The following is a 24,537-nucleotide window of genomic DNA, read 5'->3' on the forward strand; positions in this document are numbered from 1 at the left end:
TTATCCTTGCGCACGACACCATTGGGCCGGGTCACTGGGGCGACCCTGCTGACGAATAGCGAAATACAGTGCTGGCGTATCCTGCCCGCCACTGTTGCCGACCGTGGAGATGGACTCACCGGCCTTGACCACATCCCCCGCCGACTTGAGCAGCGTCTGGTTGTGGCCGTACAGGCTCAAATAACCGTTGCCGTGATCCAGGATCACCAGCAGGCCGGCGCCGCGTAGCCAGTCGGCGAATACCACGCGCCCGCCATGAACCGCATGCACCTGGCTGCCAGCGGAGGCGCTGATCATCACGCCGTCCCACTTGGTGCGGGTGTCGTCGCCACGGGTTTCACCGAAGCGCGCTAGTAATCGACCATTGACCGGCCATGGAAGTTTGCCTCGGGCTGAAGCAAAAGCGCCGCCAAAGGTTTCGCCGTCACTGGAAACCAGTGCGCCGGGGCTGGATTTTGCCGGTTTGCGCGGTGCGTCGCCGGCGTCTGCGTCGGCCTGGGCTTCACGCAAACGCTTTTTTTCGGCTTCCTGCTGGGCGATCAGCGCTTTCTGGCGCGCTTCTTCTGCCTCTCGGGCCTGGCGGGCCAGGGTTTGCTCGATGGTTTTCAACACGTTTGCCAGCTCGGCCTGGTCCTGCTCGCGGGCCTTGAGCTTGCTGTCGCGGGCTTTCACGTCTTCATTGAGCTTGGCCAGGGCCACCTGGCGTTCCTTGCGAACTTTTTCGAGTTCTTCGCGCTGGGTGTCGAGGCTGCTTTTCTGCACCAACAACTGGGCTTGCTGCAATTCGATGTCTTTTTCGACATTGGCCAGTTGGCGCAGGGTTTCGTTGAAGCTCTTGAGTTGTTCCAGGCGGGCCTGGCTCAGGTAATCGTAATAGGTGAGGGTGCGGGCGAACTTCTCGGGATTCTGCTGGTTGAGCAGCAGCTTGAGGTATTCCTGGCGACCGTTCTGGTAGGCGGCCCGGGCCTGGATGGCGATCAGCTTTTGCTGTTCAGTGCGCGCGCTCTGGAGTTTTTTTTTCTCTCCATCGAGTCGTTGCAGCTCGGATTCGCTTTTCTTCAGCTCTTTTTGCAGCGCGTCGACCTGTTTCTCCAGATTGCCCATCTCGGTTTCGGTGCCGCGCAGGTCTTTCTGCACGCTGGATTTCTCTTCCTGCAACTTGCCCAGCAGTTTTTTCAGCTCGGCAATGTCCTGGCGCGTGGCTTCCAACTGTTGTTGGGTTTGCGCGCGCTCGTCGGCAAAGGCCGGTTGGAGCAGGCAAGTCAGAGCGAGGGCTATCAGGACGCGAAGCATAGAGGCGGGCGACACCAGGGAAAGGGACGGCCTAGTATGCCCGCCCCACGCTGCAAAAAAAACGCCCATTTGGGGCTGTGTGATAACTGGCCTGAAAAACACTGCAAACCCCTCTGTGGGGGCGCAATGCTTACTTAAGGATTGCCCGATTCATTGTGGCGAGGGGATTTATCCCCGTTGGACTGCGAAGCAGTCCCTCCCAACCCATCTGACACACCGCATGCTCGGGTTTTGGGGGCGCTTCGCGCCCCAGCGGGGATAAATCCCCTCGCCACAGGTTCATCTACTTCCTTAAGTGAGGAGCACCAAGCCCCACAAGGGGGTTGTGTTGAATCAAACCAGAATCGAAGTCCCGGTCATCTCCGCCGGCTTTTCCATGCCCAGCAACATCAGCATGGTTGGCGCCACATCAGCCAGCACGCCGCCCTCGCGGACCTTGAAGTCACGCTTGCCGACATAAATGAACGGCACCGGCTCGGTGGTGTGAGCGGTGTGGGCCTGGCCGGTGGATTCGTCGGACATCTGCTCGACGTTGCCGTGGTCAGCCGTGATCAATGCTTCGCCGCCGACCTTTTCCAGGGCTTCGACGATGCGGCCAACGCAGGTGTCCAGGCATTCCACGGCCTTGACCGCCGCCTCGAACACGCCGCTGTGGCCGACCATGTCGCCGTTGGCATAGTTGACCACGATCACGTCGTAACGCTGGTTTTCAATGGCCTCGACGATGCGGTCGGTCACTTCCGGCGCGCTCATCTCCGGTTGCAGGTCGTAGGTGGCGACTTTCGGCGAGGGGATCAGGATGCGTTCTTCGCCCGGGAAGGGTTCTTCGCGGCCGCCGGAGAAAAAGAACGTCACGTGGGCGTACTTTTCGGTCTCGGCGATGCGCAGTTGGGTCTTGCCGTTTTTCGCCAGGTAGTCACCCAGCACGTTTTCCAGGCTGCCGGCGGCGAAGGCCGATGGTGCGGGGATGCTGGCGGCGTATTGGGTCAGCATGACGAAACCGGCCAGTTTCGGCTGGCGGGCGCGTTCGAATTCCTTGAAATCGTCTTCGACAAACACGCGGGTCAGTTCGCGAGCACGGTCGGCGCGGAAGTTCATGAACACCACGGCATCGCCGTCCTCGACCTTGACCGGCTCGCCAATGGTGGTGGCCTTGACGAACTCGTCGCTTTCGCCGCGCTCGTAGGCGGCCTGCAGGCCTTCCTGGGCGGTGGCGGCGTTGAATTCGGCGCTGCCGTCGACGATCAGGTTGTAGGCCTGGGACACACGGTCCCAACGGTTGTCACGGTCCATGGCGTAATAGCGGCCAATGAGGCTGGCGATGCGCCCCTTGCCGAGGGCCTGGAAGGTGGCGTCCAGCAGTTCGATCGACGAGGTGGCGCTTTTCGGCGGGGTGTCGCGGCCATCGAGGAACGCGTGCAGGTAGATCTGCTCGGCGCCGCGCTTGAAGGCCAGTTCGGCCATGGCGATCAGGTGGTCCTGATGGCTGTGCACGCCACCGTCGGACAGCAGGCCCATGAAGTGCACGGCCTTGCCGGCGGCCACGGCTTTATCCACGGCGGCGCAGATGGTCGGGTTTTCGAAGAACTCACCGTCGCGGATCGATTTGGTCACACGGGTGAAGTCCTGATACACCACGCGGCCTGCGCCGAGGTTCATGTGGCCGACTTCGGAGTTGCCCATCTGCCCGTCCGGCAGGCCGACGTCCATGCCGCTGCCGGAAATCAGGCCGTTGGGCACGGTGGCCCACAGGCGGTCCAGCACGGGCTTGTTGGCCGAATACACGGCATTGGATTCGTGGCTGTCACTGTGACCGAAGCCGTCGAGAATCATCAGGACCAAAGGTTTAGGCGTGGTAGTCATGGAATCCACTCGTGGCGGGTTAAAAGAAGACGATGGAAAAGGGACGGGCAGTTTAAAGGTAAGTTCCGACGGCGTCACCGCCGGGCGGGGTTTGGCCGGCCTTGCGTGCTGTGTATACTGGCCGACATTTTAACGCCCTGGAACCTCCTTCGATGGTTGCTCACCTGATTGAATTTGCCACTAACCACTACATTCTCGTCGGTATCTTCGTCGTACTGCTGGCGTTGCTGGTCGCCCATACGATGCAGGGTGGCGGTCGTAGCCTGAGCACCGGCGAGCTGACGGCGCTGGTCAACAAGGATGCCGGTGTGGTGGTGGACATCCGCCCGAGCAAGGATTACGCCGCCGGTCACATTGTCGGGGCATTGAACATTCCCCAGGACAAACTGATCGCGCGCATCGGCGAACTGGAAAAGCACAAGGCCAAGACGCTGATCCTAGTGGATGCCCAAGGCCAGCACGCCGGTACCCTTGCCCGCGAGTTGATGAAATCCGGTTTCACCGCCGCCAAGCTCTCCGGTGGCGTTACGAGCTGGAAAGCCGACAACCTGCCCCTGGTGAAGTGAGATGGCCCACGTCGTTGTCTATTCCAGCGATTACTGCCCCTATTGCTCTCGAGCCAAGTACCTGCTCCAGAACAAAGGCGTGGCTTTCGAAGAGATCAAGGTCGACGGCAAGCCGCAACTGCGCGCCGAAATGACCCAAAAGGCCGGACGCACGTCCGTGCCGCAGATCTGGATCGGCAGCACCCACGTGGGCGGCTGCGATGATCTGTTCGCCCTGGAGCGCGCCGGCAAGCTCGACGCGATGCTCAAGGCCTGAATTTCCCACTCAAGAACCTGAAAGTAAGAAGGATCTGCGATGACTGACCAACAGAACACAGCTGCCAGCGAAGAAGAAGCCGCACCGCAATTCTCCTTGCAGCGCATTTATGTCCGTGACCTGTCCTTCGAGGCCCCGAAAAGCCCGGCGATCTTTCGCCAGCAGTGGGAGCCGAGCGTCGGCCTGGACCTGAACACCCGCCAGAAGGCCCTGGAAGACGACTTCCATGAAGTGGTGCTGACCCTGTCGGTGACCGTGAAGAACGGTGAAGAAGTGGCGTTCATCGCCGAAGTGCAGCAGGCCGGGATCTTCCTGATCAAGAACCTGGATGCGGCTTCGATGAGCCATACCCTGGGTGCGTTCTGCCCGAACATCCTGTTCCCCTACGCCCGCGAAACCCTGGACAGCCTGGTGACCCGCGGTTCGTTCCCGGCCCTGATGCTGGCTCCGGTGAACTTCGATGCCCTGTACGCGCAAGAATTGCAGCGCATGCAGCAAGAAGGCGGCGCGACCGTTCAGTAATTCGACGCAAACCCTGTGGGAGCGGGCTTGCCCGCGAAAGCGGTGTGTCAGGCGACATTGATGTCAACTGACTCTCCCTATTCGCGAGCAAGCCCGCTCCCACATTTGTTATCAGGTGTTATTGAAAGCCGTTCTGCCGCCACGCCTCATAAACCGCCACTGCCACGGTATTGGACAGGTTCAGGCTGCGACAGCCTTCGCGCATTGGCAGGCGCAAGCGCTGGTCGTCGGGCAAGGCGTCCAGCACCTCGGCCGGCAGGCCACGGCTTTCCGGGCCGAACAGGAACGCATCACCGGCGACGAAGCGGGCGTCATGGAACGGCCGCGAACCCTTGGTGGTAAAGGCGAACAGGCGCGGATGCCCGAGGCTTTCCAGACAACTGGCGAGGTCTGCATGGCGCTGCAAGGTGGCATACTCGTGGTAGTCGAGGCCGGCACGGCGCAGGCGCTTGTCGTCCATCTCGAAGCCCAGCGGTTCGATCAAATGCAGGTGGCAGCCGCTGTTGGCGCACAGCCTGATGACATTGCCGGTATTCGGCGGAATTTCCGGTTGAAAAAGGATGACGTGAAACATGCACGGCTCCGCAGATGAAGATGAGCGGCATTCTACGCTGCAAACCGACCGACGTTCGAAGCTAATGCCTCGGGTGATGGGTTCGTTGGCGATCTTCGGCATGATGGTCGGATTGATGATCGGACGCCTGACCACGCCTGAACCGAGCGTGCTGCAGCAGGTCGAGGTGATAGACGGTGGGGTGGTGGCTTGGTTCAACACTGAACCCAAGCTGCACGGGGAAGTCATCGACGGCTCGGTGGCGCTGTTGTTCGAAGCAGAAGGGCGATCGCAGAACGGCCAGTTAAAGCTCAACGGCAAGGACGTGAACTGGCGGGTGCGGTTGAGTGACAAGGGGTTGTTGCTGACGTTGGTGGCGGCGCGTCCATTGCGCGGGGCGTGGACCGGCAGCGAGGTCGATGACCGCTGGCGGCTGGAGGTCCGTCTCCAGGAGCAATAAAAGAGGGAATCCCCGGCCTGCCTGTACCAAGGTCCCCAAAACGGGAGGGCTTACCGCGAAGGTCCAGCCCTGGTGCAAAGAAGGGAAACCTTGACCTGCCTGTATCAAGGCCCCCAAAACAGTGGGCTCGATGAGCCCGGTATAAAATGGGGAATCCCCGGCCTGCCTGTACCAAGGTCCCCGAAACTGGGTAGTGATTGAGCTATTGCAGGGGGCGTGCCAGTTTTAAATGGCTTGTCACAAAAAAACTGCTGCTGAGTCGAGAAGCCCCGTGTTCCGGGGCTTTTGTCTTGTTTGTGCGGTTTTTTTTCGAGCTGGGCCGATTGGTTTTGGCCGGTGGTGCATGTGCCATTGCGGTTCGCAGTGCATTGATGCGGTGCATGAAGCCTTTAAAAGCATCGCGAGCAAGCTCGCTCCCACAGGAATTGTTTCCCCTGTGGGAGCGAGCTTGCTCGCGATTGGCCCTACTGATCAGCGAAGAACTAAGGCCTTTCAGCCCTCATCCCCGTCATCATCATCCCCGCCATCGACCTTCATCCCCAATTCCTTGATCTTGCGGGTCAAGGTATTGCGGCCCCAACCCAGCAGCACCGCGGCGTCGCGGCGGCGGCCAGCGGTGTGCTTGAGGGCGGTCTCGATCATGATCCGCTCGAAACTCGGCACCGCGCTGTCCAGCAGGCTCGACTGGCCACGGGACAGGGCCTGGTCGGCCCACTGGCGCAGGGCTTGCTCCCAGTTGGTCACTGGAGCCGAATCCTGCGGCAGGCTCAACAGCTCTGGCGGCAGGTCGCTGATGTGCACTTCGCGACCCGAAGCCATCACCGTGATCCAGCGGCAGGTGTTCTCCAACTGACGCACGTTGCCCGGCCACGGCAAGTTCTTGAGGTATTCCTCGGTTTCGCTCTTGAGCAGCTTTGGCTCGACCGCCAATTCCTGGGCCGCGCGGCTGAGGAAGTGCCTGGCCAGGGTCGGGATGTCTTCGCGACGATCCGCCAGGCGCGGGATATGAATGCGGATCACGTTCAGGCGGTGGAACAAGTCCTCACGGAATTTGCCGGCATGAACCAGGGTTTCCAGGTTCTGGTGGGTCGCGGCGATGATGCGCACGTCCACCTTGACCGGCGTATGCCCGCCCACCCGATAGAACTCGCCATCGGCCAGCACGCGCAGCAAGCGGGTCTGGGTGTCCGCAGGCATGTCGCCGATTTCATCGAGGAACAACGTGCCGCCGTCAGCTTGCTCGAAGCGCCCGCGCCGCAGGTTGGCCGCGCCGGTGAACGCACCTTTTTCGTGGCCGAACAGCTCGGACTCCATCAGGTCCTTGGGAATCGCCGCCATGTTCAGCGCGATGAACGGCGATGCCGCTCGTGGACTGTGACGGTGCAAGGCGTGGGCCACCAGTTCTTTACCGGTGCCCGACTCGCCGTTGATCAGCACGGTGATGTTGGAGTGGCTCAGGCGCCCGATGGCGCGAAACACTTCCTGCATCGCCGGCGCTTCACCGATGATTTCCGGTGTGCGGGCCAGGGCCGGCACCTCTTCCATGCCCTGTTGTTCCTGGGCATGTTGATTGGCGCGTTTGACCAGCGACACGGCTTCATCGACGTCGAATGGTTTGGGCAGGTATTCGAAAGCGCCGCCCTGGTAGGACGCCACGGCGCTGTCCAGGTCGGAATGGGCGGTCATGATGATCACCGGCAGCCGTGGATGCTGTTCGCGAATCCGCGCCAGCAGGTCCAGGCCGCTGGCGCCAGGCATGCGGATGTCGGAGATGATGACGTCCGGTTGCTGACGCGCCAGGCGGCTCATCACCCCATCGGCGCTGTCGAAGCTCTGGGTGGTCATGCCTTCCTGTTGCAAGGCTTTTTCCAGGACCCAACGGATAGAACGGTCGTCATCGACGATCCACACGGTTTCACTACGGCTCATGTCGATGTGGCTCCTTGTTCCAGTGGCAGGAAGATCGAGAAGGTGGTGTGGCCGGGGTGGCTTTCACACTCGATCAAGCCCTGATGCTGACTGATGATGTTCTGGGTAATGGCCAGGCCCAGCCCGGTACCGTCCGGACGGCCGCTGACCATGGGAAAAAAGATGGTTTCCTGCAGCTCGGCAGGGATGCCCGGGCCGTTGTCGATGATTTCGATCTTGGTCACCAGGCGATGGCGCACATGACCGATGGTGAACTGGCGCATGGCCCGGGTACGCAGGCTGATGCGGCCCAGGCGCAGCTCGTTCTGGCTGCTGATGGCCTGCATCGCATTGCGCACGATGTTCAGCACTGCCTGGATCATTTGCTCGCGGTCGATCAAGACGTCGGGAATGCTCGGGTCATAGTCGCGCACCAAGGTGATGCAGCCCTGGCTTTCGGCTTCCACCAGGCTGCTGACCCGCTCCAGCACCTCATGGACGTTGCACATCGCCAGCGATGGCAGCTTGTTCGAGCCGAGCATGCGGTCCACCAGGTTCCGCAGGCGGTCGGCTTCTTCGATGATGACGTTGGTGTAGTCCTTGAGGCTTTCTTCCGGCAGTTCGCGGGCGAGCAACTGCGCCGCGCCACGAATCCCGCCGAGGGGGTTCTTGATCTCGTGGGCCAGGCCGCGCACCAGCATCTTGCTGGTTTCCTGCTTGGACAATTGTGCTTCTTCCTTGGTGATACGCAGCAAGCGATCACGCGGGTGGACTTCCAGCAAGAGCAGGGTGGCGCCATTGTTCAGGATCGGCGTAACCGCGTAGTCCACGGTCAGGGTCTGGCCGGTCAGCGCGGTGAGCATCGCTTCGCGCTTGGTGAACGGATGGGCCTGTTCCACCGCCTGGCGCAAGGAGTTGAGCGCTTCGGCGGACTCGGTGAACAACTCGCTGATGAACTGCCCGTGGCTGCGCTGGCCACTGACGGCCAGGAGCATCTCGGCCGCCGGGTTCATGTACTCGAGGCGCAGTTCGGCGTCGAGCAGGATGGTCGCGGTGGTGAGGTTGTCGAGCAGCAAGCGGTGTAGTGCGTCGCTAATGGTCATCAGGACCTCTTTTGGAGCGTAGCAACTCGGGACCGGTCCCAAATTGCGCGCGCGATTAATGCGCTGTTACAAAGGAAAATGCAAAAACCAAACCAAGGCTCCGAAAAGAAGCGTTTAGAGCCTCAAAAGGGTGTTTTTCGCCCAGTTGCGTGGCGTTCTGCCAGCTTTTTCGGGTACTTTCGAACCAAAATGGGTTTGGAAACTGAGTAGCGTGCAAGTGTTTGCACCAATATAGTGCGCCAACCTGAACGGCATCAGAAGAACGGCAAGATGCTGCTTTTTTCTTCTTCAGGCTTTTCGGCGAGGGGGCACTCGGGGCGTTGACCGTAATCGGCCGTGGCGCAGGGTTTGATGCGGCGCTTTTGCGCCAGGGACATGCGTTGCATATGGAAGGGCTGGTTGGCGGTGCGTTCGACGATGTGGTCCTGCTCATCGAGGATTTCTACCGCCAGTTGATGGGTGCCTCGATCGATGTTGCTCAAGGCAAACACCGGGCTTGGCCCCGGCGCGCCTGTTGGCTGGCCGTCGAGCAACAAGCGATAGCGGTGGCCTTTTTTCAGGCCGGGTTCGCTGGTGACGCTGACGATCAGTTCGCCTGCGGTGCTGCGTATCGTCGCGTCCGGCTCCGGGATCAGCAGCCGGAGCATTTCGTAATGGAACAGTGGCTTGGACGGGACTTCTGCCGCGGGCGGAGGGTTTGTGCTGGCGGGCGGCGTTGGCAGGCGGTTGGCGGGGGGCAGCTGTACCTTCTTCGCATTGCCGGGGCGCGGTTGATCGGTGAAGACGCGATTGCCCTGGGCGTCGATGTAGGTATAGACCTGTGCCATGCCCGGCAGCGCGGCCAGCGAAAGGCCTAGGGCGATCAGCCAGCGGATCACGGCTGGTGCACCCGCTGCACGGTGAACGTCACGGTTTCACTCTGTTGCACGAGATTGTCCCCGTCGATGACTTGAACCGCCAGGCTGTGCTCGCCCCGATCGATATTCACCAATTGCAGGCGCGGCACGTTGGACGCCTGGCCGTAGGGTTGGCCGTCCAGCAACAGCCGGAACAGATGCGGGCTCTGCAGGCGTGGTTGCGCCCGGACGCCAACGGTGAAGGTGCCATTGTTGGCGCGCAGGGCCTCGTCGGTGGGGATGTCCGTCAGTTCCAATATCTCGTAGGCATTGCGCGGCTCGTCGCTGTTGGCGGGGGCTGGCGGTGTTTTCGGGCTGGCCGGGGTTTGGCGTTCGATGCTGTTGAGCGGCGGCAACTCCACCGCCTGGGCCGGCACGCCTTGGGGCGGCTGGTTGCTGTAGGCGGTGTTGCCGTCGGCGTCGGTGTACTTGTAGATCTGCGCGGCGGCGGGCAGTGCCAGCAGCAACAACAGGATGATTGAAAAACCACGACCCATGGAAAATCGACCGAAAACGAAAAGTGATGGGTGCAGCATAGGCCAGGGCGGATGGTTGGCCCAAGTTGTTGCACCCAAACCCTGGGGGAGCGGGCTTGCTCGCGAAAGCAGTGTGTCAGACGCTGAGATGTTGAATGTGCAGGCTTCATCGCGAGCAGGCTCGCTCCCACAGGGGGAGGAGGGCTGTCTTAGGCTTTTGGGGAGATGCACAGCTCACCGGTCGCTCGGATCAGGGCGAGGCGGTGCACCGGGTGCTGCTTGTTGTGGTGGGTGGCCCGGGCCAGCCATTGCGGGCACTGCGGGTCTGTGCGGTAGGGGGCGAAGTCGGCCAGTTGTTGCAGCAGGCGTTTTTGCAGGCGATCGAGTTGCGGGCGGATCTCTCCCACCAGGTCCGGGCGTGGGAGGTCCGGGGCCTTGCCTTCCAGGGCCCAGTCGGACAGGTTGATGTACTGCACCATTTTGTTGGCTTCTATCTGGGCGGCGAAAAACGCTTCCACGGTTTCGCCACTCAGCTTGTAGGCCGGTGCCTGGGCGACGGCGGCGGCAATGACTTCACGCTCGCGCTGACGGTCTTCTACCGGTTTGTGGCTGTCCCATTTGCTCAACGCCACTTGATCGCCAAGGGCCAGGCGTTCGCCAATGGCGTTAAGCAACGGGGTAAGGGCCTCGGGGGCGCGAGCCGAGGCGGCTTCGGCGGTGGAGGCCAGCAGTGCGGCAGACAGGGCAAGGCAGAGCTTGAAGCGCAAAGTCATGGGCAGTCTCGTCTTCTATGGGGGAGCGACGAGGCATCATGCACGTAACCTGCACCCATAAAAAAGGCCTCCCGAAGGAGGCCTCTCTTTATTCACGCCGTGCGTGGCGGCGTTTACTGGATCAGCAGCTGTAGTACAGCTCGTATTCCAGTGGGTGTACGAAGGTGCGAACCTTGATTTCTTCTTCGCTTTTCAGTGCGATGTAAGCGTCGATGAAGTCATCGCTGAAGACGCCGCCCTTGGTCAGGAACGCACGGCCCTTGTCCAGCTCTTCCAGGGCTTCTTTCAGGCTGCCGCAAACCTGTGGGATTTCCTTGGCCTCTTCAGGCGGCAGGTCATACAGGTTTTTGTCAGCGGCATCGCCAGGGTGGATCTTGTTCTGGATACCGTCCAGGCCGGCCATCATCAGAGCAGCGAAGGCCAGGTATGGGTTGGCAGCCGGATCCGGGAAGCGCGCTTCGATACGGCGGGCTTTAGGGCTGTTCACGTAAGGAATACGGATCGAGGCGGAACGGTTGCGAGCCGAGTAGGCCAGCATGACCGGTGCTTCGAAGCCGGGTACCAGACGCTTGTAGGAGTTGGTCGACGGGTTGGTGAAGCCGTTCAACGCCTTACCGTGCTTGATGATACCGCCGATGAAGTACAGGGCGGTGTCCGACAGGCCGGCATAGCCTTCGCCTGCGAAGGTGTTCTTGCCGTCTTTGGAGATCGACATGTGAACGTGCATGCCCGAACCGTTGTCGCCATACAGTGGCTTAGGCATGAAGGTCGCGGTGCGACCGTAGGCGTCGGCAACGTTGTGTACGCAGTACTTCAGGGTCTGGACTTCGTCAGCCTTCTTGACCAGCGTGTTGAACTTCACGCCGATTTCGTTCTGGCCGGCAGTTGCCACTTCGTGGTGGTGAACTTCGACGGTCTGGCCCATCTCTTCCAGTGCGTTGCACATGGAGGTACGGATTTCGTGGTCGTGGTCGAACGGTGGAACCGGGAAGTAGCCGCCCTTGATGCCTGGACGGTGACCTTTGTTGCCGCCTTCCACGTCCTGGTCGGACATCCACGAACCTTGTTCGGAGAAGATCTTGAACATGGAGCCGGAGATGTCGGACTTGAATTTGACCGAGTCGAAGATGAAGAACTCAGGCTCAGGACCGAAGAAAGCGGTGTCGCCGATACCGGTGGACTTCAGGTATTCCTCGGCGCGGTGGGCGATGGCGCGTGGGTCGCGGTCATAGCCTTGCATGGTCGAAGGTTCGATGATGTCGCAGACCAGGATCAGGGTCGGCTCTTCGGTGAACGGGTCCAGGACGGCGGTTTCGTCGTCCGGCATCAGGATCATGTCGGAGGCTTCGATGCCTTTCCAGCCGGAGATGGAGGAACCGTCGAACATTTTCCCGATTTCAAAGAATTCGTCGTCCAGCGCATCACGGGCCGGCATGGTCACGTGATGTTGAGTACCTTTGGTGTCAGTGAAGCGCAGATCAATCCACTTGACGTCATGATCTTTGATGAGTTGAACCGACTTCGACATATGTCCTCCGGGTGGCTTCGGGCGGGTAGTGGAGTGCCCTTAGATATGGGTGATGCCGGCGCGAATACTCTGCCAAGGCAACCTGCCTCACAAGGGAGCAAATTGCATGCCAGTGCCCCAGCATGGGTTTTTTGCACCAAATCCACGCTTTTAAAGGCGTAAATCAAAGATTGTCAGACAATAACGCACTGCAATGTGGCGCCGTCAATCGATAATGACCTGTTTTGGTGCATGCAAAACCATCTGCACATAAACTGGTTAAACCTTGAGCAATTTCCGCTATAATCCGCGCCCCCCTTTTTCGGCTGGCCGTTCGCGCGCTGTTTTCATGAAACTAATCGTAAAAGTCTTCCCCGAGATCACCATCAAGAGCCGCCCGGTACGGATGCGTTTCATCCGCCAGTTGGCCAAGAACATCCGTGCCGTGCTCCGAGACCTGGACCCGGCCGTGGTGGTGAATGGCGTGTGGGACAACCTCGAGCTGGAAACCCGTGTCAGTGAACCCAAGGTCCTGAAGGAAATGACCGAGCGCCTGAGCTGCATGCCGGGCATCGCGCATTTCCTGCAAGTCGATGAATACCCGCTGGGGGATTTCGACGACATCCTTGCCAAGTGCATGCTCCATTATGGTGATGCCCTGGCCGGCAAGATTTTTTCGGTGCGCTGCAAGCGTGCCGGCAAGCACCCGTTCAGTTCGATGGATGTGGAGAAGTACGTCGGCAGCCAGTTGCGCCGACAGTGCGGCGCGGCCGGTATTTCGCTGAAAGATCCGCAGATCGAAGTGCGCATCGAAATTCGCGACCAACGGCTGTTCGTGATCCACAGCCAGCACAACAGCATCGGCGGTTATCCGCTGGGTTCGCTGGAGCAGACCCTGGTGCTGATGTCCGGCGGTTTCGACTCCACGGTGGCCGCCTACCAGATCATGCGTCGCGGGTTGATGAGCCATTTCTGCTTCTTCAACCTCGGCGGACGTGCCCACGAACTGGGCGTGATGGAAGTGGCGCACTTCATCTGGAAGAAGTACGGCAGCTCCCAACGCGTGTTATTTGTGAGCGTGCCATTCGAAGAAGTCCTGGGCGAGATTCTCGGCAAAGTCGATAACAGTCATATGGGCGTCATTTTGAAGCGTATGATGTTGCGCGCCGCTTCTCGAATTGCTGATCGCCTGCAGATCGATGCGCTGGTGACCGGCGAGGCGATTTCCCAGGTGTCGAGCCAGACGTTGCCGAACCTGTCGGTGATCGACTGCGTGACCGAGAAACTGGTCTTGCGTCCACTGATCGCCAGCCACAAGCAGGACATCATCGACCAGGCCAATGAAATCGGCACCGCCGAGTTTGCCCGGCACATGCCGGAGTACTGCGGCGTCATCTCGGTCAATCCGAAGACGGCGGCCAAGCGCGGGCGGGTGGAGCACGAAGAGAAAGAATTCGACATGGCGGTGCTCGAGCGTGCGCTCGAAAACGCCAGGCTGGTGCCGATCGATCGAGTCATCGATGAGTTGGGCCAGGACATTCAGATTGAAGAAGTCGGCGAAGCGCTGGCCGGTCAGATCATCATCGACATCCGTCACCCGGACGACGCTGAAGACGACCCGCTGGACATCGCCGGCATCGAGGTAAAAACGATGCCGTTCTATGCCGTGAACGCGCGTTTCAAGGAACTGGACCCTACTCGCCAGTACCTGCTGTATTGCGACAAAGGCGTGATGAGTCGCCTGCATGCCCACCATTTGCTCAGTGAGGGGCATGCCAATGTGCGCGTTTATCGACCGAGCTAAGTGCCCGGGGCTGTTTGCCTGTGGCCTGCGTCACCGGCCCCCCGACGCCGCCGACAGGCTGTAACGGCCTTGTCGGACTCAACGTAAATCGCTGCCACGACCTGTCAGCACACCGAATCCTCTGATCGAGATACACAAGTGATCGAAAATCTACGCAACATCGCCATCATTGCTCACGTTGACCATGGTAAGACCACCCTGGTAGACAAACTCTTGCGTCAATCCGGCACCCTGGAGCGCAACGAGCTCAACGACGAGCGCGTGATGGACTCCAACGACCAGGAAAAAGAGCGCGGTATTACCATCCTGGCGAAAAACACCGCCATCAACTGGAATGGCTACCACATCAACATCGTGGACACCCCGGGCCACGCCGACTTCGGTGGTGAAGTAGAGCGCGTGATGTCGATGGTCGACTCCGTGCTGCTGCTGGTTGACGCCCAGGACGGCCCTATGCCGCAAACCCGTTTCGTGACCAAGAAGGCTTTCGAAGCCGGCCTGCGTCCGATCGTGGTGATCAACAAGGTTGACCGTCCAGGCGCGCGTCCGGACTGGGTCCTGGACCAGATCTTCGACCTGTTCGACAACCTGGGCGCCACCGAAGAACAGCTGGACTTCAAAGTCGTCTACGCCTCGGCCCTGAACGGTATTGCCGGTCTGGACCACACCAACATGGCTGAAGACATGACCCCGCTGTACCAGTCGATCGTCGACGACGTACCGGCGCCGAAAGTCGACCGTGACGGTCCGTTCCAGATGCAGATCTCGGCACTGGACTACAACAGCTTCCTGGGTGTGATCGGTGTTGGCCGTATCGCCCGTGGTCGCATCAAGCCGAACACCCCGGTGGTTGCCATCGACGCCGACGGCAAGAAGCGCAACGGTCGTATCCTCAAGCTGATGGGTCACCACGGCCTGCACCGCATCGACGTTGAAGAAGCAGCGGCCGGCGACATCGTCTGCATCAGCGGCTTCGAGCAACTGTTCATCTCCGACACCCTGTGCGACCCACTGAACGTCGAAGCGATGAAGCCGTTGACCGTCGACGAGCCAACCGTTTCCATGACCTTCCAGGTCAACGACTCGCCATTCTGCGGTAAAGAAGGCAAGTTCGTGACCAGCCGTAACATCAAGGAACGCCTGGACAAAGAGCTGCTCTACAACGTTGCACTGCGCGTTGAAGAAGGCGACTCGGCTGACAAGTTCAAGGTCTCCGGCCGTGGTGAGCTGCACCTCTCGGTACTGATCGAAACCATGCGTCGCGAAGGCTTCGAAATGGGCGTGGGCCGTCCTGAAGTGATCATCCGCATGGTTGATGGCGTCAAGCACGAACCGTACGAAAACGTGACCATCGACCTGCCGGAAGAATCCCAGGGCGCGATCATGGAGCAAATGGGCCTGCGTAAAGGCGACCTGACCAACATGGTTCCGGATGGCAAGGGCCGTGTGCGCCTTGAGTACAACATCCCGGCTCGTGGCCTGATCGGTTTCCGTAACGAGTTCCTGACCCTGACCTCCGGTGGCGGCATCCTGACTTCGATCTTCGATCGTTACGACGTGATGAAGTCCGGTGACATGTCCGGCCGTCAGAACGGCGTGCTGGTATCGGTTGCGACCGGCAAGGCACTGACCTACTCGCTGGAAACCCTGCAAGCGCGCGGCAAGCTGTTTGTCGAGCACGGCCAGGATATCTACGAAGGTCAAATCGTCGGCCTGAACAGCCGCGACAACGACCTGGGCGTGAACCCAACCAAAGGCAAGAAGCTCGACAACATGCGTGCTTCGGGCAAAGACGAAACCATCGCCCTGGTTCCGCCGGTCAAGTTCACCCTGGAGCAAGCGCTGGAGTTCGTGCAGGAAGACGAACTGTGCGAAGTGACGCCGAAGTCCATCCGTCTTCGCAAGAAGATCCTGGGCGAAAGCGAGCGTACCCGCGCTGCCAAGAAAAGCGGCAACTGAGTTTCGACTTAGTTAGCAGCTAAAAAAACGCCCCCGGTCGTTAGATCGGGGGCGTTTTTTTATGCCTGGAAGTTATGTGGCGGCTGTCAGGGCCCTATCGCGAGCAAGCTCGCGATAGCGTCGGCTCAGGCACCGCTGAATTATCAATAGATCAGAACTTATCCAGCGTCCGCAGATTGCGCTCGCGCTCCACTTCCTTGGGCTTGTAGGCACAATACCCCGGCCGTGGCCCGACCCGCGGATGGTTGCGGCAGGTGTCCGGGCGTTTCTCGTAAATGGTGCACAACCGGCTCTTGCGGTCCAGATAAAGGCAATCGTTGTTGCTCATGCGCTGGAGCGTGAAGATTTCCGACTTCTGGTTGTAGCGCTCGACGATCCCTTCCTTTTGCAGGCGCTTGGCGATGTTCTTCGGCGGGTCGCCCAGTTCGAACTCATCGACGATGCCGATGCGGATCAGGTCCTTGATCTTGACCTCCACCGGTAGCGTGCAGCAGCTCGACACGCAGGAACCGCACATCGGGGCGGAGTATTTGGCCCAGGTATCGAGTCGGTCGATCTCCGCGGCGGCGATCAGGTTGGGCTTCATCATCACGGTTTACCAGCATGCATCAGGGCGCGCGATCATACCGGGACTGGTGAAATTTTGAACGACCATCCGCCAGTTTTTTTTCATCCCGGCCAAACCCGCCCGGATCGGCACGGCCCCTGCATTCATTCGACCATCCGGCAATTCCATGGCGGCGATTCTCCGACACTCGGGGAAATCCACCGAACCAAGAGCCTGTACCGTCTGTCAGACCGTCTAGGCTCAGACAATTCCATGCTCGTTCGAGGTCTTATCAATGACTCAAGAACCACTTGTTCGCGAAGCTGAAGTTGCCGCATTTCGCGACGCCGTGTTGACCAAACTCACTTATGCCGTCGGCAAGGACCCGGATCATGCGTTTGATCACGATTGGTTCGAAGCCATCGCCCTTGCCGCCCGCGACCACATGGTCGAACACTGGATGGACCACACGCGACAGATCTACCGCAAGGGCCAGAAGCGCGTCTATTACCTCTCCCTGGAGTTCCTCATCGGCCGCTTGCTCTACGACAGCCTGAGCAACCTGGGCCTGCTGGACACGGCGCGCGAGGCGCTGACCGAACTGGGTGTGGACCTGGAGCGCATTCGTCTGCTCGAGCCGGATGCAGCATTGGGCAACGGCGGTCTTGGCCGTTTGGCCGCGTGCTTCATGGAAAGCATGTCGACCCTGGGGATTGCCGGCCATGGCTACGGCATCCGTTATGAGCACGGCCTGTTCCGTCAGGCCATCGTTGACGGCTGGCAGCAGGAGCAGACCGAGCATTGGCTGGATTTCGGCAACCCGTGGGAGTTCGAGCGCCCGGAGGTGGTCTACCCGATCGGTTTTGGCGGCAGCGTCGAAACCGTCACCGATGAGGCCGGCAAGACCCGGCAAGTCTGGTCCCCGGCCGAAACCGTGCGGGCCATTGCCTACGACACGCCGGTGGTGGGCTGGCGCGGTGCCAGCGTCAATACCCTGCGCCTGTGGCGCGCCCGCGCTGTGGAAGACCTGCACCTGGAACGCTTCAACGCCGGCGACCACTTGGGCGCGGTAGCCGAAGTGGCCCGGGCCGAAAGTATTTCCCGCGTGCTGTACCCGGCCGACAGCACCGAGGCTGGCCAGGAACTGCGTCTGCGCCAGGAATACTTCTTCGTGGCCGCCTCGCTGCAGGACCTGCTGCGTCGCCATCGCAACATGCACACCTCGGTGCTGACCCTGGGCGATCACGCGGCGATCCAGCTCAACGACACTCACCCATCCATTGCCGTGGCCGAGCTGATGCGGCAACTGGTGGACGTCTACGACGTGGCGTGGGATGCGGCCTGGCAGATCACCCAGGACACGCTGTCCTACACCAACCACACGTTGCTGCCCGAAGCCCTGGAAACCTGGCCGGTGGGGCTGATGGAGCGCATGTTGCCCCGGCACATGCAGATCATCTACCTGATCAACGCCCAGCACATCGATTCACTGCGGGCCAAGGGCGTGCACGATTTCGATGTGCTGCGTTCGGTTTCGCTGATCGAAGAAGACAATGGCCGCCGGGTGCGCATGGGCAACCTGGCGTTCCTCGGTTCCCACAGCGTCAACGGGGTGTCCGGGTTGCATACCCAGTTGATGCGCAGCACGGTGTTTTCCGAGCTGCACAAACTCTATCCGGAGCGGATCAACAACAAGACCAACGGCATCACCTTCCGCCGCTGGCTGTTCCAGGCCAACGCCGAATTGACCTCGATGATGGTCGATGCCCTCGGCCCGAGCGTGCTCGACAACCCCGAGGAGCGCTTGATCGAACTGGAGCCGTTTGCCGACAAACCAGCGTTTCGCAAGCTGTTCGCCGAGCAGCGCCTGCACAGCAAGAAGGCCCTGGCTTATCTGATCCACGAGCGCCTGGGCATCGCGGTGAACCCGGCGGCGATGTTCGACGTGCAGGTCAAGCGGATCCACGAGTACAAGCGCCAGTTGCTCAACTTGATGCACACTGTGGCGCTGTACCAGGCGATCCGCGCCGAGCCGGAGGTGGACTGGGTGCCGCGGGTGAAGATCTTCGCCGGCAAGGCCGCTGCCAGTTACCACCAGGCCAAGCTGATCATCAAGCTGACCAACGACATCGCCCGGGTGGTCAACAACGACCCGACCGTGCGCGGCTTGCTCAAAGTGGTGTTCCTGCCTAACTACAACGTCAGCCTGGCCGAAAGCATCATTCCGGCGGCGGACCTGTCGGAGCAGATCTCCACGGCCGGTTTCGAAGCGTCGGGCACCAGCAACATGAAGTTCGGCCTCAACGGCGCACTGACCATCGGTACCATGGACGGCGCCAACGTGGAGATGCATGAGCGCATCGGCGGTGAGCACATGTTCATCTTCGGCCTGACCGCCGAGCAGGTGGAGGCCCGCAAGCAAAACGGTGAGTTCAGCGCCGCGCCGGACATCGCCGCGTCCCATCGGCTCAACGACGTGCTGCAGGCGATTCGCGGCGGAGTGTTTTCGCCGGATGATCCGATGCGCTACGCCGGGCTCGTGGACTCGTTGGTCGATTACGACCGCTTCCTGGTCTGCGCCGACTTCGACTCGTACTGGAACGCCCAGGCCAAGGTCGAAGAGCGTTGGCACGACTCCAAGCAATGGTGGCGTTCGGCGGTGCTCAACACCGCGCGCATGGGCTGGTTCTCCTCGGACCGGACCATTCGTGAGTACGCCACCGATATCTGGAAAGCCCTGGAGTAGCATTTACTGTAAGAAATGTGAGCGAAGCCCAACGGCGGTTGGGCTTCGTCGATATACTAGGCGCCAGTTTCGCCGGGCTGTGTAGCCGGGCTCAGCACTGGAAGTGCCAACAATCCAATGTGGGAGCGAGCTTGCTCGCGATAGCGGTGTATCAGTCAACCTTGAGGTGTCTGTCATGCCGCTATCGCGAGCAAGCTCGCTCCCACAGGGTTTGGGGGGTTCCACTAGACTGATCCAGGCACCGCATCACCCCGGTCATGCCCGCAACGGGCCGCTTAGGGATATCGACCATGCAATGGATCTTGACGCTGTTGGGCCTGGCACTCGGCTGGGTGGTGGACGAGTCGTTCGCCGATGCGCTGATAGGCGCTTTGGTGGGGCTTGGCATCGCCCAGGCGTTTCGATTGGGGCGCCTGGGTGTCCAGGCGGCCAAGCAACAGATCTTGTTGCAAGAGGCCCAGCAGAGCTTGCTCACGTTGGAGGGCCGCCTGGCGGTACTCGAACGCGGCAAGGTGGCCGAACCGAGTGATCCGGCCCCTGTGCCCGAGGTTGTCGCGCCCCAGGCCGCGAAGCCCGCGACGCGCACCGAACCGGAGCTCGTCTGGGAACTACCGTCAGACCTCGAACCCGCACCCGCTATGGCCACCCAGGCCAGCCAGCCGTTGCCCGATGACATTTGGAAGCCCGCACCAGAGACGTCCAGTCGACGTGCCGAGCGTGATTTTGCCCCTTTGCCTCTGGAACCAGTGATTGCGGAGCCGGCGGCCCCGCGTGGTCCGAATCTGTTCGACCGCGCCATCATCGGCGCGCGCAACTGGCTGTTCGGCGGCAACACGGTACTGCGGGTCGGCGTGGTGCTGTTGTTCCTCGGCCTGGCGTTTTTGCTGCGCTATGCCACCGAAGGCATGGTGGTGCCGATCGAGTTGCGTTACGCCGGCGTCGCGGCCAGTGCGTTGGGCCTGTTGGGCCTGGGCTGGTGGTTGCGCCAACGCAACAGTAACTATGCGCTTATGCTCCAGGGGACTGGCATCGCGGTGCTGTACCTGACGGTGTTCGCGGCCATGCGCCTGCATCCGTTGCTCGACTCCAAGGCGGCCCTGGGCTTGCTGGTCGCGGTGACGGTGTTCTCGGCAATCCTGGCGATTACCCAGAACGCCCTGGGCCTGGCCGCGGCTGCGGCGCTGGGCGGGTTTGCCGCGCCGATCCTGACTTCCACCGGCAGCGGCAACCACGTCGCCCTGTTCAGCTATTTCATCCTGCTCAATGCCGGCATCCTCGCGATTGCCTGGTTCAAGGCCTGGCGCCTGCTCAACCTGATCGGCTTTGTCGGTACCTTCGGTATCGGTTTCGCCTGGGGCATGCGTTCCTACACACCGGAGCTGCTTTGGAGTACCGAGCCGTTCCTGATCCTGTTCTTCCTTATCTACCTGGTGATTGGCTTGCTGTTCACCCGGCGCAAGTTGCTGGAAATGAACGACGCCCCCGAAGAGGGCAGCCGCGACGCGTTGTTGCGCTGGTCGGCGCGCAAGGGCGATTACGTCGACGGCACCATGCTGTTCGCCCCGCCGCTGGTGGGCTTCGGCTTGCAGTTCGCGTTGGTGCAGCACCTGGAGTTCGCCGCTGCCTTCAGCGCCCTGGCCCTGGGCATGATCTACATGGGCCTGGCGCGGCTATTGATGGGCGGCCGCGCCTTGTTGCTGGCGGAAACCTGCCTGGCCCTGGGGGTGATTTTTTCCAGCCTGGCGATTCCCTTGGGGCTCGACGCCCGCTGGACCGCCGCTGCGTGGGCCGTGGAGGGTGCGGGGATCTTCTGGCTGGGCCTGCGTCAGCAACGACCTTTCGCACGAGCCTTTGCTTTGTTGCTGCAATTGGGTTCGGCGCTGGCCTTCCTCAGCGAATTGCGATCTGGCGAAAGCAGCCTGCTCGACGGCTCACCGTTGGGGGCGTTGATGCTCGGCGGCGCTTTGTTGTTCACGTTCTACCAACTGCGCAAGGCAGCCCCTGAACACACGGCGGCTTGGGAGCGCCAAGGCCTGCCGGTGCTGGCAGTGCTGGGCTTGAGTTTCCTCTATCTGCTGGCACCGTTGTTCTTCTTCACTCACGGCACGGCCATCGCATGGGCCTTGGCCGGATTGGCGACGTTGTTTGTCGGCCTGCGCCTGCAATCGCGCAGTTTCCTGTTCACGGCGTTCGCGGTGCAATTGCTCGGCGGAGCCCTGTTCCTGTTGCGCTTGCAAGGTGCCGAGGGCGATTCGGCGGCGGTGTTCAGCGCGGGCTGGAGCGGTTTGCTCAGTGCTTCTCTGATCGGTCTGGCGTTGATCGGCGGCATGTTGCTGGCGGCGCGCGACGATATGGTGCGCAACGATGTCCGGTTGCTGCGCGGCTTGTCAGTGGTACTGCTGGCGGGGCTGGTGCTGATCAACCTCGCGGTGCTGTTCGTCCTGCCCTGGCAAACCGCGAGTGGTGTGTGGGCGGCCAGCGGGCTGTTGATCATCTGGTTGAGCCTGTACCTGAAGCAGCGCGTGAGCTTTGTCTTCGGTCTGCTGCTGCAACTGCTCGGCGGCGCGTCGTTCCTGATGGCAGGGCCAGCACTGTTGGGGCCGCTCAACGCCGAGGGACTGCGACCGCTGGCCCATAGCGGGTTCTGGACGCCGCTGGTCCTGGGGCTGGCAGCGCTGGTGGGCGCATGGCGCCTGCAACGGGCGCACGCGGCGCAGGAGCTGGACGCCTTGAGCTTGCAGCGCCTGTCCGAGCTGTTGCTGATCTGGGGCGCGGGTTGGTGGGCGCTGGCGTGGGTCAGCGAAGTGCTGCGTTTTGCCCCGGAGAACCTGCAAGGCAGCTTGCTGTTGTTGGTCGCGGCCATCAGCGTGGCGGTGTGGAGCCTTTTGTCGCTGCGGTTGAAATGGCCGGCGCTGGGGCTGCTGTGCACCTTGCTGATTCCGGCGGCGGGCTGCGTGCTGGTGGCGACGTGGCACAGCCAGTATCATCCGGCCGCGAATTTCGGCTGGCTGGCCTGGCTAGCGGTATTTGCCGTGCACTTCCTCTCGCTCAAGCGCCTGGCGCCGATGCTGCCGGCCCCGGCGCGCAGTACGGCCCATGTGCTCGGTTGCTGGTTGCTGATGGCGGTGTTGATGCTGGAGTTGCGTTACGGTCTGCTATTGCTGTCCGAGCAGTACAACGCTTGGCGCTGGCTGGGCTGGGCGATCCTGCCAGGCCTTTACCTGGTGCTGATGGCCACGCCGCGTACCCTGCCATGGCCGGTTTCGGCACAACCACAGGAATATCGGGTCTACGCGGCGGCACCCATGGCGCTGTTGATGCTCGGTTGGTTCTGGCTGACCAACACCTTCAGCGATGGCAACTCAGAGCCACTGCCTTATGTGCCGTTGCTCAACCCCTTGGAGCTGGGCCTGCTGTTCGCCTTGTTCGGTATCTATGTGTGGGCTCGCAACGCCGTGGAGCAATCGACGAACCGTTGGAATCGCGTCGGGAACATCGCCCAGTTGATCGCCGGTGTGTCGCTGTTCGCGTTCTTCACCGCCCTGGTGATGCGCACGGCCCACCAGTGGATGGGGGTGCCATACGCGCTGGACGCGCTGCTCGAGTCGATGTTCGTGCAGGCCGGGCTGTCCATTGTCTGGACCCTGATCGCCCTGGGGCTGATGATCGGTGGGCATCTGCGCCATCGCCGTGAAGTGTGGCTGATCGGTGCTGCGTTGATCGCCGTGGTCGTGGCCAAGCTGTTCTTTGTCGAATTGAGTAACCGTGGCGGTCTGGCGCGGATTGTTTCGTTTATCGGTGTAGGCGTGTTGCTGCTGGTAGTGGGCTATTTTGCGCCGCTGCCACCCAAGCGCCCGGAGACGGTCGCCCAGGATGAGCCGCCTATGCCTGTCAGTGAGGGAGTGTCGTCTTGAGTCGCAAGTTGAGTCGGATCGGGCTGGGCGTGGTGGGGTTATGGGCGGCATTGTCGGCCGTGGCCCAGGAGCAACCGGCGGATTTCGCCCATCAAGTGCCGTTGGCCTTGAGCGGCGAGGGGCCGTGGTATCGCTTGCCGTTGCCGTTGGACGTGCAGTTGCAGGCGCGGCAGACCGACCTGAGCGATCTGCGGGTCTTCAACGCGGCCGGTCAGGCCCAGGCCTACGCCCTGGTACGTGAGTCGGCCCAGAGCCGGGAAAACCGCACCCTCACCGACGTGAAGTGGTTCCCGCTGTACAACGCCGCCGATGACAATGAACGCGCGCCCAGTGTGCGGGTGCAATCGAACGCCAACGGCACCTTGGTGGAAGTCCAACCCTCCAGCAGGCTCGAAGCTGGGGAGGAGGAGCTGCGTGGCTGGTTGTTGGATGCCAGTGCGATCAAGGCGCCGTTGCAGCAGTTGGTCCTCGACTGGACCAGTGAGCGCGACGGCTTCCAGCGGTTCACCATAGAAGCCAGTGATGACTTGCAACACTGGCAGTCGTGGGGTGAAGGCCAGGTGGCGCGCTTGACCTTTGCCGATGAGCGAGTCGAGCAGCATGAAGTGAGCTTGCCGGGGCAATCGGCGCGTTACCTGCGATTGTTGTGGGATTCGCCATCCTCCGCGCCGATCCTGACCGCGGCCCAGTTGCAAAGCGCCAGCCGCGAAAGCCTGCCGTTGCCGCTGGCCTGGTCGCAGCCGTTGGCCGGCAGCATCACGAAGGCCGGTGAATACACCTGGCAGTTGCCCATGGGGCTGAACATCGAGCAGGTGCAAGTCGAGCTGAGCCAGGCCAACAGCCTGGCGCCGGTGACTCTGGCCGGTCGCCGTGAAAGCAGCCATCCGTGGCAACCGCTGGGCAGTGGCTTGCTCTATCGCCTGACCCAGAACGGCCAGGATGTGCTGCAAAACCAATTGCAACTGTCCGGCCAGACCGTGCAGCAATTGAAATTGACCGTGGACGAGCGTGGCGGTGGCCTGGGTAGCGAAGCCCCGGCCCTGCGCTTTGCCGTGCGTCCGACGCAGGTGGTGTTCCTGGCGCGCGGCGAAGGGCCTTACCGCCTGGCCCTGGGCAACGCGACAGTGAAAGCGGCCAGCTTGCCCTTGACCACGCTGGTGCCCGATTACAAACCGTCGCGCCTGGCGACGCTGGGTACGGCGACGGTGAACGGCGCGGCCACGTCAACCCCGGTTGCGGCCACGGCAGCCACGCCTGCGACGGTCGGGACCAACTGGAAGAAAATCGGCTTGTGGGCGGTGCTGCTGCTGAGCGTACTGTTCCTCGCGGCGATGGCGTTCAGCTTGCTGCGCAAGCCACCGGTCAAGGGTTGAGGTGAATTCATCGCGAGC

The 24,537-nt window shown here is 61.3% G+C and carries 20 protein-coding genes; 9 read left to right on the forward strand and 11 right to left on the reverse strand.

Annotation, left to right across the window (positions count from 1 at the left end; all coding sequences use genetic code 11):
* A complete protein-coding gene (locus BLU76_RS07860) occupies window positions 1-1,293 on the reverse strand; it encodes a murein hydrolase activator EnvC family protein (protein WP_092146480.1) in 1,293 nt (430 codons plus the stop codon).
* 333 nt (window positions 1,294-1,626) lie between these two features.
* Window positions 1,627-3,156: a 2,3-bisphosphoglycerate-independent phosphoglycerate mutase gene (gene gpmI, locus BLU76_RS07865; RefSeq protein ID WP_092146478.1), complete on the reverse strand. Its 1,530-nt coding sequence runs from the start codon at window positions 3,154-3,156 to the stop codon at window positions 1,627-1,629.
* A 152-nt stretch (window positions 3,157-3,308) separates the two neighbouring features.
* Here gpmI and BLU76_RS07870 point away from each other — a divergent pair, with 152 nt between their 5' ends.
* From BLU76_RS07870 to secB, 3 genes are read left to right on the forward strand one after another with little or no spacing between them, the layout of a single operon-like run.
* Window positions 3,309-3,722, forward strand: a complete 414-nt coding sequence (locus BLU76_RS07870) for a rhodanese-like domain-containing protein (protein WP_092146476.1) — start codon at window positions 3,309-3,311, stop codon at window positions 3,720-3,722.
* A gap of 1 nt (window position 3,723) precedes the next feature.
* Window positions 3,724-3,978, forward strand: coding sequence for a glutaredoxin 3 (grxC, locus tag BLU76_RS07875; RefSeq protein ID WP_063323359.1), 255 nt, complete (start codon window positions 3,724-3,726; stop codon window positions 3,976-3,978).
* A gap of 39 nt (window positions 3,979-4,017) precedes the next feature.
* Entirely contained in the window at window positions 4,018-4,500 is a 483-nt protein-coding gene (gene secB / locus BLU76_RS07880) for a protein-export chaperone SecB (protein WP_063323358.1), read from the forward strand.
* Window positions 4,501-4,618: 118 nt separating this feature from the next.
* On the opposite strand, the gene trmL is transcribed toward secB, so the two are convergent.
* Complete coding sequence (gene trmL / locus BLU76_RS07885; protein ID WP_092146474.1) at window positions 4,619-5,074, reverse strand: tRNA (uridine(34)/cytosine(34)/5-carboxymethylaminomethyluridine(34)-2'-O)-methyltransferase TrmL; 456 nt, start codon at window positions 5,072-5,074, stop codon at window positions 4,619-4,621.
* Here trmL and BLU76_RS07890 point away from each other — a divergent pair.
* Window positions 5,073-5,513, forward strand: coding sequence for a hypothetical protein (locus BLU76_RS07890; protein WP_086936680.1), 441 nt, complete (start codon window positions 5,073-5,075; stop codon window positions 5,511-5,513). The genes trmL and BLU76_RS07890 overlap by 2 nt on opposite strands.
* Before the next feature lie 492 nt (window positions 5,514-6,005).
* Here BLU76_RS07890 and ntrC read toward each other — a convergent pair whose 3' ends face one another.
* The 6 genes from ntrC to glnA form a co-directional block, all read right to left on the reverse strand.
* The gene (ntrC, locus tag BLU76_RS07895) at window positions 6,006-7,442 is read right to left on the reverse strand and encodes a nitrogen regulation protein NR(I) (RefSeq protein WP_013692071.1); all 1,437 of its coding nucleotides are present in this window, start codon (window positions 7,440-7,442) and stop codon (window positions 6,006-6,008) included.
* Window positions 7,439-8,524, reverse strand: coding sequence for a nitrogen regulation protein NR(II) (gene glnL, locus BLU76_RS07900; RefSeq protein ID WP_053117539.1), 1,086 nt, complete (start codon window positions 8,522-8,524; stop codon window positions 7,439-7,441). Before glnL ends, ntrC begins: the two co-directional genes overlap by 4 nt.
* Before the next feature lie 254 nt (window positions 8,525-8,778).
* Window positions 8,779-9,402: a DUF4124 domain-containing protein gene (locus tag BLU76_RS07905; protein WP_092146470.1), complete on the reverse strand. Its 624-nt coding sequence runs from the start codon at window positions 9,400-9,402 to the stop codon at window positions 8,779-8,781.
* A complete protein-coding gene (locus BLU76_RS07910) occupies window positions 9,399-9,917 on the reverse strand; it encodes a DUF4124 domain-containing protein (RefSeq protein WP_092146468.1) in 519 nt (172 codons plus the stop codon). The genes BLU76_RS07905 and BLU76_RS07910 overlap by 4 nt, the downstream gene beginning before the upstream one ends.
* Window positions 9,918-10,105: 188 nt before the next feature.
* On the reverse strand, window positions 10,106-10,669 hold the full coding sequence (locus BLU76_RS07915) for a chorismate mutase (RefSeq protein WP_092146466.1): 564 nt from the start codon (window positions 10,667-10,669) through the stop codon (window positions 10,106-10,108).
* Window positions 10,670-10,790: 121 nt separating this feature from the next.
* Window positions 10,791-12,197 carry a type I glutamate--ammonia ligase gene (gene glnA, locus BLU76_RS07920; protein WP_003196860.1) on the reverse strand — a complete coding sequence of 469 codons (1,407 nt, stop codon included), beginning with the start codon at window positions 12,195-12,197 and terminating at the stop codon, window positions 10,791-10,793.
* A 328-nt stretch (window positions 12,198-12,525) separates the two neighbouring features.
* Here glnA and thiI point away from each other — a divergent pair, with 328 nt between their 5' ends.
* Together thiI and typA are read left to right on the forward strand one after the other, a co-directional pair.
* Window positions 12,526-13,980: a tRNA uracil 4-sulfurtransferase ThiI gene (thiI, locus tag BLU76_RS07930; protein ID WP_092146464.1), complete on the forward strand. Its 1,455-nt coding sequence runs from the start codon at window positions 12,526-12,528 to the stop codon at window positions 13,978-13,980.
* Window positions 13,981-14,118: 138 nt separating this feature from the next.
* Window positions 14,119-15,939, forward strand: coding sequence for a translational GTPase TypA (gene typA, locus BLU76_RS07935; protein ID WP_047226918.1), 1,821 nt, complete (start codon window positions 14,119-14,121; stop codon window positions 15,937-15,939).
* A gap of 151 nt (window positions 15,940-16,090) precedes the next feature.
* Here typA and BLU76_RS07940 read toward each other — a convergent pair whose 3' ends face one another.
* Entirely contained in the window at window positions 16,091-16,528 is a 438-nt protein-coding gene (locus BLU76_RS07940; protein WP_092146462.1) for a YkgJ family cysteine cluster protein, read from the reverse strand.
* A gap of 6 nt (window positions 16,529-16,534) precedes the next feature.
* A complete protein-coding gene (locus tag BLU76_RS31470; RefSeq protein WP_155767778.1) occupies window positions 16,535-16,675 on the reverse strand; it encodes a hypothetical protein in 141 nt (46 codons plus the stop codon).
* 106 nt (window positions 16,676-16,781) lie between these two features.
* Between BLU76_RS31470 and BLU76_RS07945 the strand changes: the two genes are divergently transcribed.
* The 3 genes from BLU76_RS07945 (at window position 16,782) to BLU76_RS07955 (ending at window position 24,519) form a co-directional block, all read left to right on the forward strand.
* On the forward strand, window positions 16,782-19,232 hold the full coding sequence (locus tag BLU76_RS07945; protein WP_092146460.1) for a glycogen/starch/alpha-glucan phosphorylase: 2,451 nt from the start codon (window positions 16,782-16,784) through the stop codon (window positions 19,230-19,232).
* A gap of 290 nt (window positions 19,233-19,522) precedes the next feature.
* Entirely contained in the window at window positions 19,523-23,146 is a 3,624-nt protein-coding gene (locus BLU76_RS07950) for a DUF2339 domain-containing protein (RefSeq protein WP_092146458.1), read from the forward strand.
* The gene (locus BLU76_RS07955) at window positions 23,143-24,519 is read left to right on the forward strand and encodes a DUF3999 domain-containing protein (RefSeq protein WP_092146456.1); all 1,377 of its coding nucleotides are present in this window, start codon (window positions 23,143-23,145) and stop codon (window positions 24,517-24,519) included. The genes BLU76_RS07950 and BLU76_RS07955 overlap by 4 nt, the downstream gene beginning before the upstream one ends.
* Window positions 24,520-24,537 lie beyond the last annotated feature (18 nt).

This window comes from Pseudomonas sp. NFACC08-1, assembly GCF_900106735.1.
Classification (GTDB): domain Bacteria; phylum Pseudomonadota; class Gammaproteobacteria; order Pseudomonadales; family Pseudomonadaceae; genus Aquipseudomonas; species Aquipseudomonas fluorescens_Q.

What these genes read in the sequence shown, in the direction of transcription:
- thiI (WP_092146464.1), top strand. Translation starts at nt 12,526, where the DNA reads ATGAAACTAATCGTAAAAGTCTTCCCCGAGATCACCATCAAGAGCCGC.
- secB (WP_063323358.1), top strand. Translation starts at nt 4,018, where the DNA reads ATGACTGACCAACAGAACACAGCTGCCAGCGAAGAAGAAGCCGCACCG.
- BLU76_RS07940 (WP_092146462.1), bottom strand. Translation starts at nt 16,528, where the DNA reads ATGATGAAGCCCAACCTGATCGCCGCCGCGGAGATCGACCGACTCGAT.
- BLU76_RS07910 (WP_092146468.1), bottom strand. Translation starts at nt 9,917, where the DNA reads ATGGGTCGTGGTTTTTCAATCATCCTGTTGTTGCTGCTGGCACTGCCC.
- BLU76_RS07870 (WP_092146476.1), top strand. Translation starts at nt 3,309, where the DNA reads ATGGTTGCTCACCTGATTGAATTTGCCACTAACCACTACATTCTCGTC.
- BLU76_RS07945 (WP_092146460.1), top strand. Translation starts at nt 16,782, where the DNA reads ATGACTCAAGAACCACTTGTTCGCGAAGCTGAAGTTGCCGCATTTCGC.
- glnA (WP_003196860.1), bottom strand. Translation starts at nt 12,197, where the DNA reads ATGTCGAAGTCGGTTCAACTCATCAAAGATCATGACGTCAAGTGGATT.
- gpmI (WP_092146478.1), bottom strand. Translation starts at nt 3,156, where the DNA reads ATGACTACCACGCCTAAACCTTTGGTCCTGATGATTCTCGACGGCTTC.
- grxC (WP_063323359.1), top strand. Translation starts at nt 3,724, where the DNA reads ATGGCCCACGTCGTTGTCTATTCCAGCGATTACTGCCCCTATTGCTCT.
- trmL (WP_092146474.1), bottom strand. Translation starts at nt 5,074, where the DNA reads ATGTTTCACGTCATCCTTTTTCAACCGGAAATTCCGCCGAATACCGGC.
- BLU76_RS07860 (WP_092146480.1), bottom strand. Translation starts at nt 1,293, where the DNA reads ATGCTTCGCGTCCTGATAGCCCTCGCTCTGACTTGCCTGCTCCAACCG.
- BLU76_RS07950 (WP_092146458.1), top strand. Translation starts at nt 19,523, where the DNA reads ATGCAATGGATCTTGACGCTGTTGGGCCTGGCACTCGGCTGGGTGGTG.
- BLU76_RS31470 (WP_155767778.1), bottom strand. Translation starts at nt 16,675, where the DNA reads ATGGAATTGCCGGATGGTCGAATGAATGCAGGGGCCGTGCCGATCCGG.
- BLU76_RS07890 (WP_086936680.1), top strand. Translation starts at nt 5,073, where the DNA reads ATGCACGGCTCCGCAGATGAAGATGAGCGGCATTCTACGCTGCAAACC.
- ntrC (WP_013692071.1), bottom strand. Translation starts at nt 7,442, where the DNA reads ATGAGCCGTAGTGAAACCGTGTGGATCGTCGATGACGACCGTTCTATC.
- glnL (WP_053117539.1), bottom strand. Translation starts at nt 8,524, where the DNA reads ATGACCATTAGCGACGCACTACACCGCTTGCTGCTCGACAACCTCACC.
- BLU76_RS07915 (WP_092146466.1), bottom strand. Translation starts at nt 10,669, where the DNA reads ATGACTTTGCGCTTCAAGCTCTGCCTTGCCCTGTCTGCCGCACTGCTG.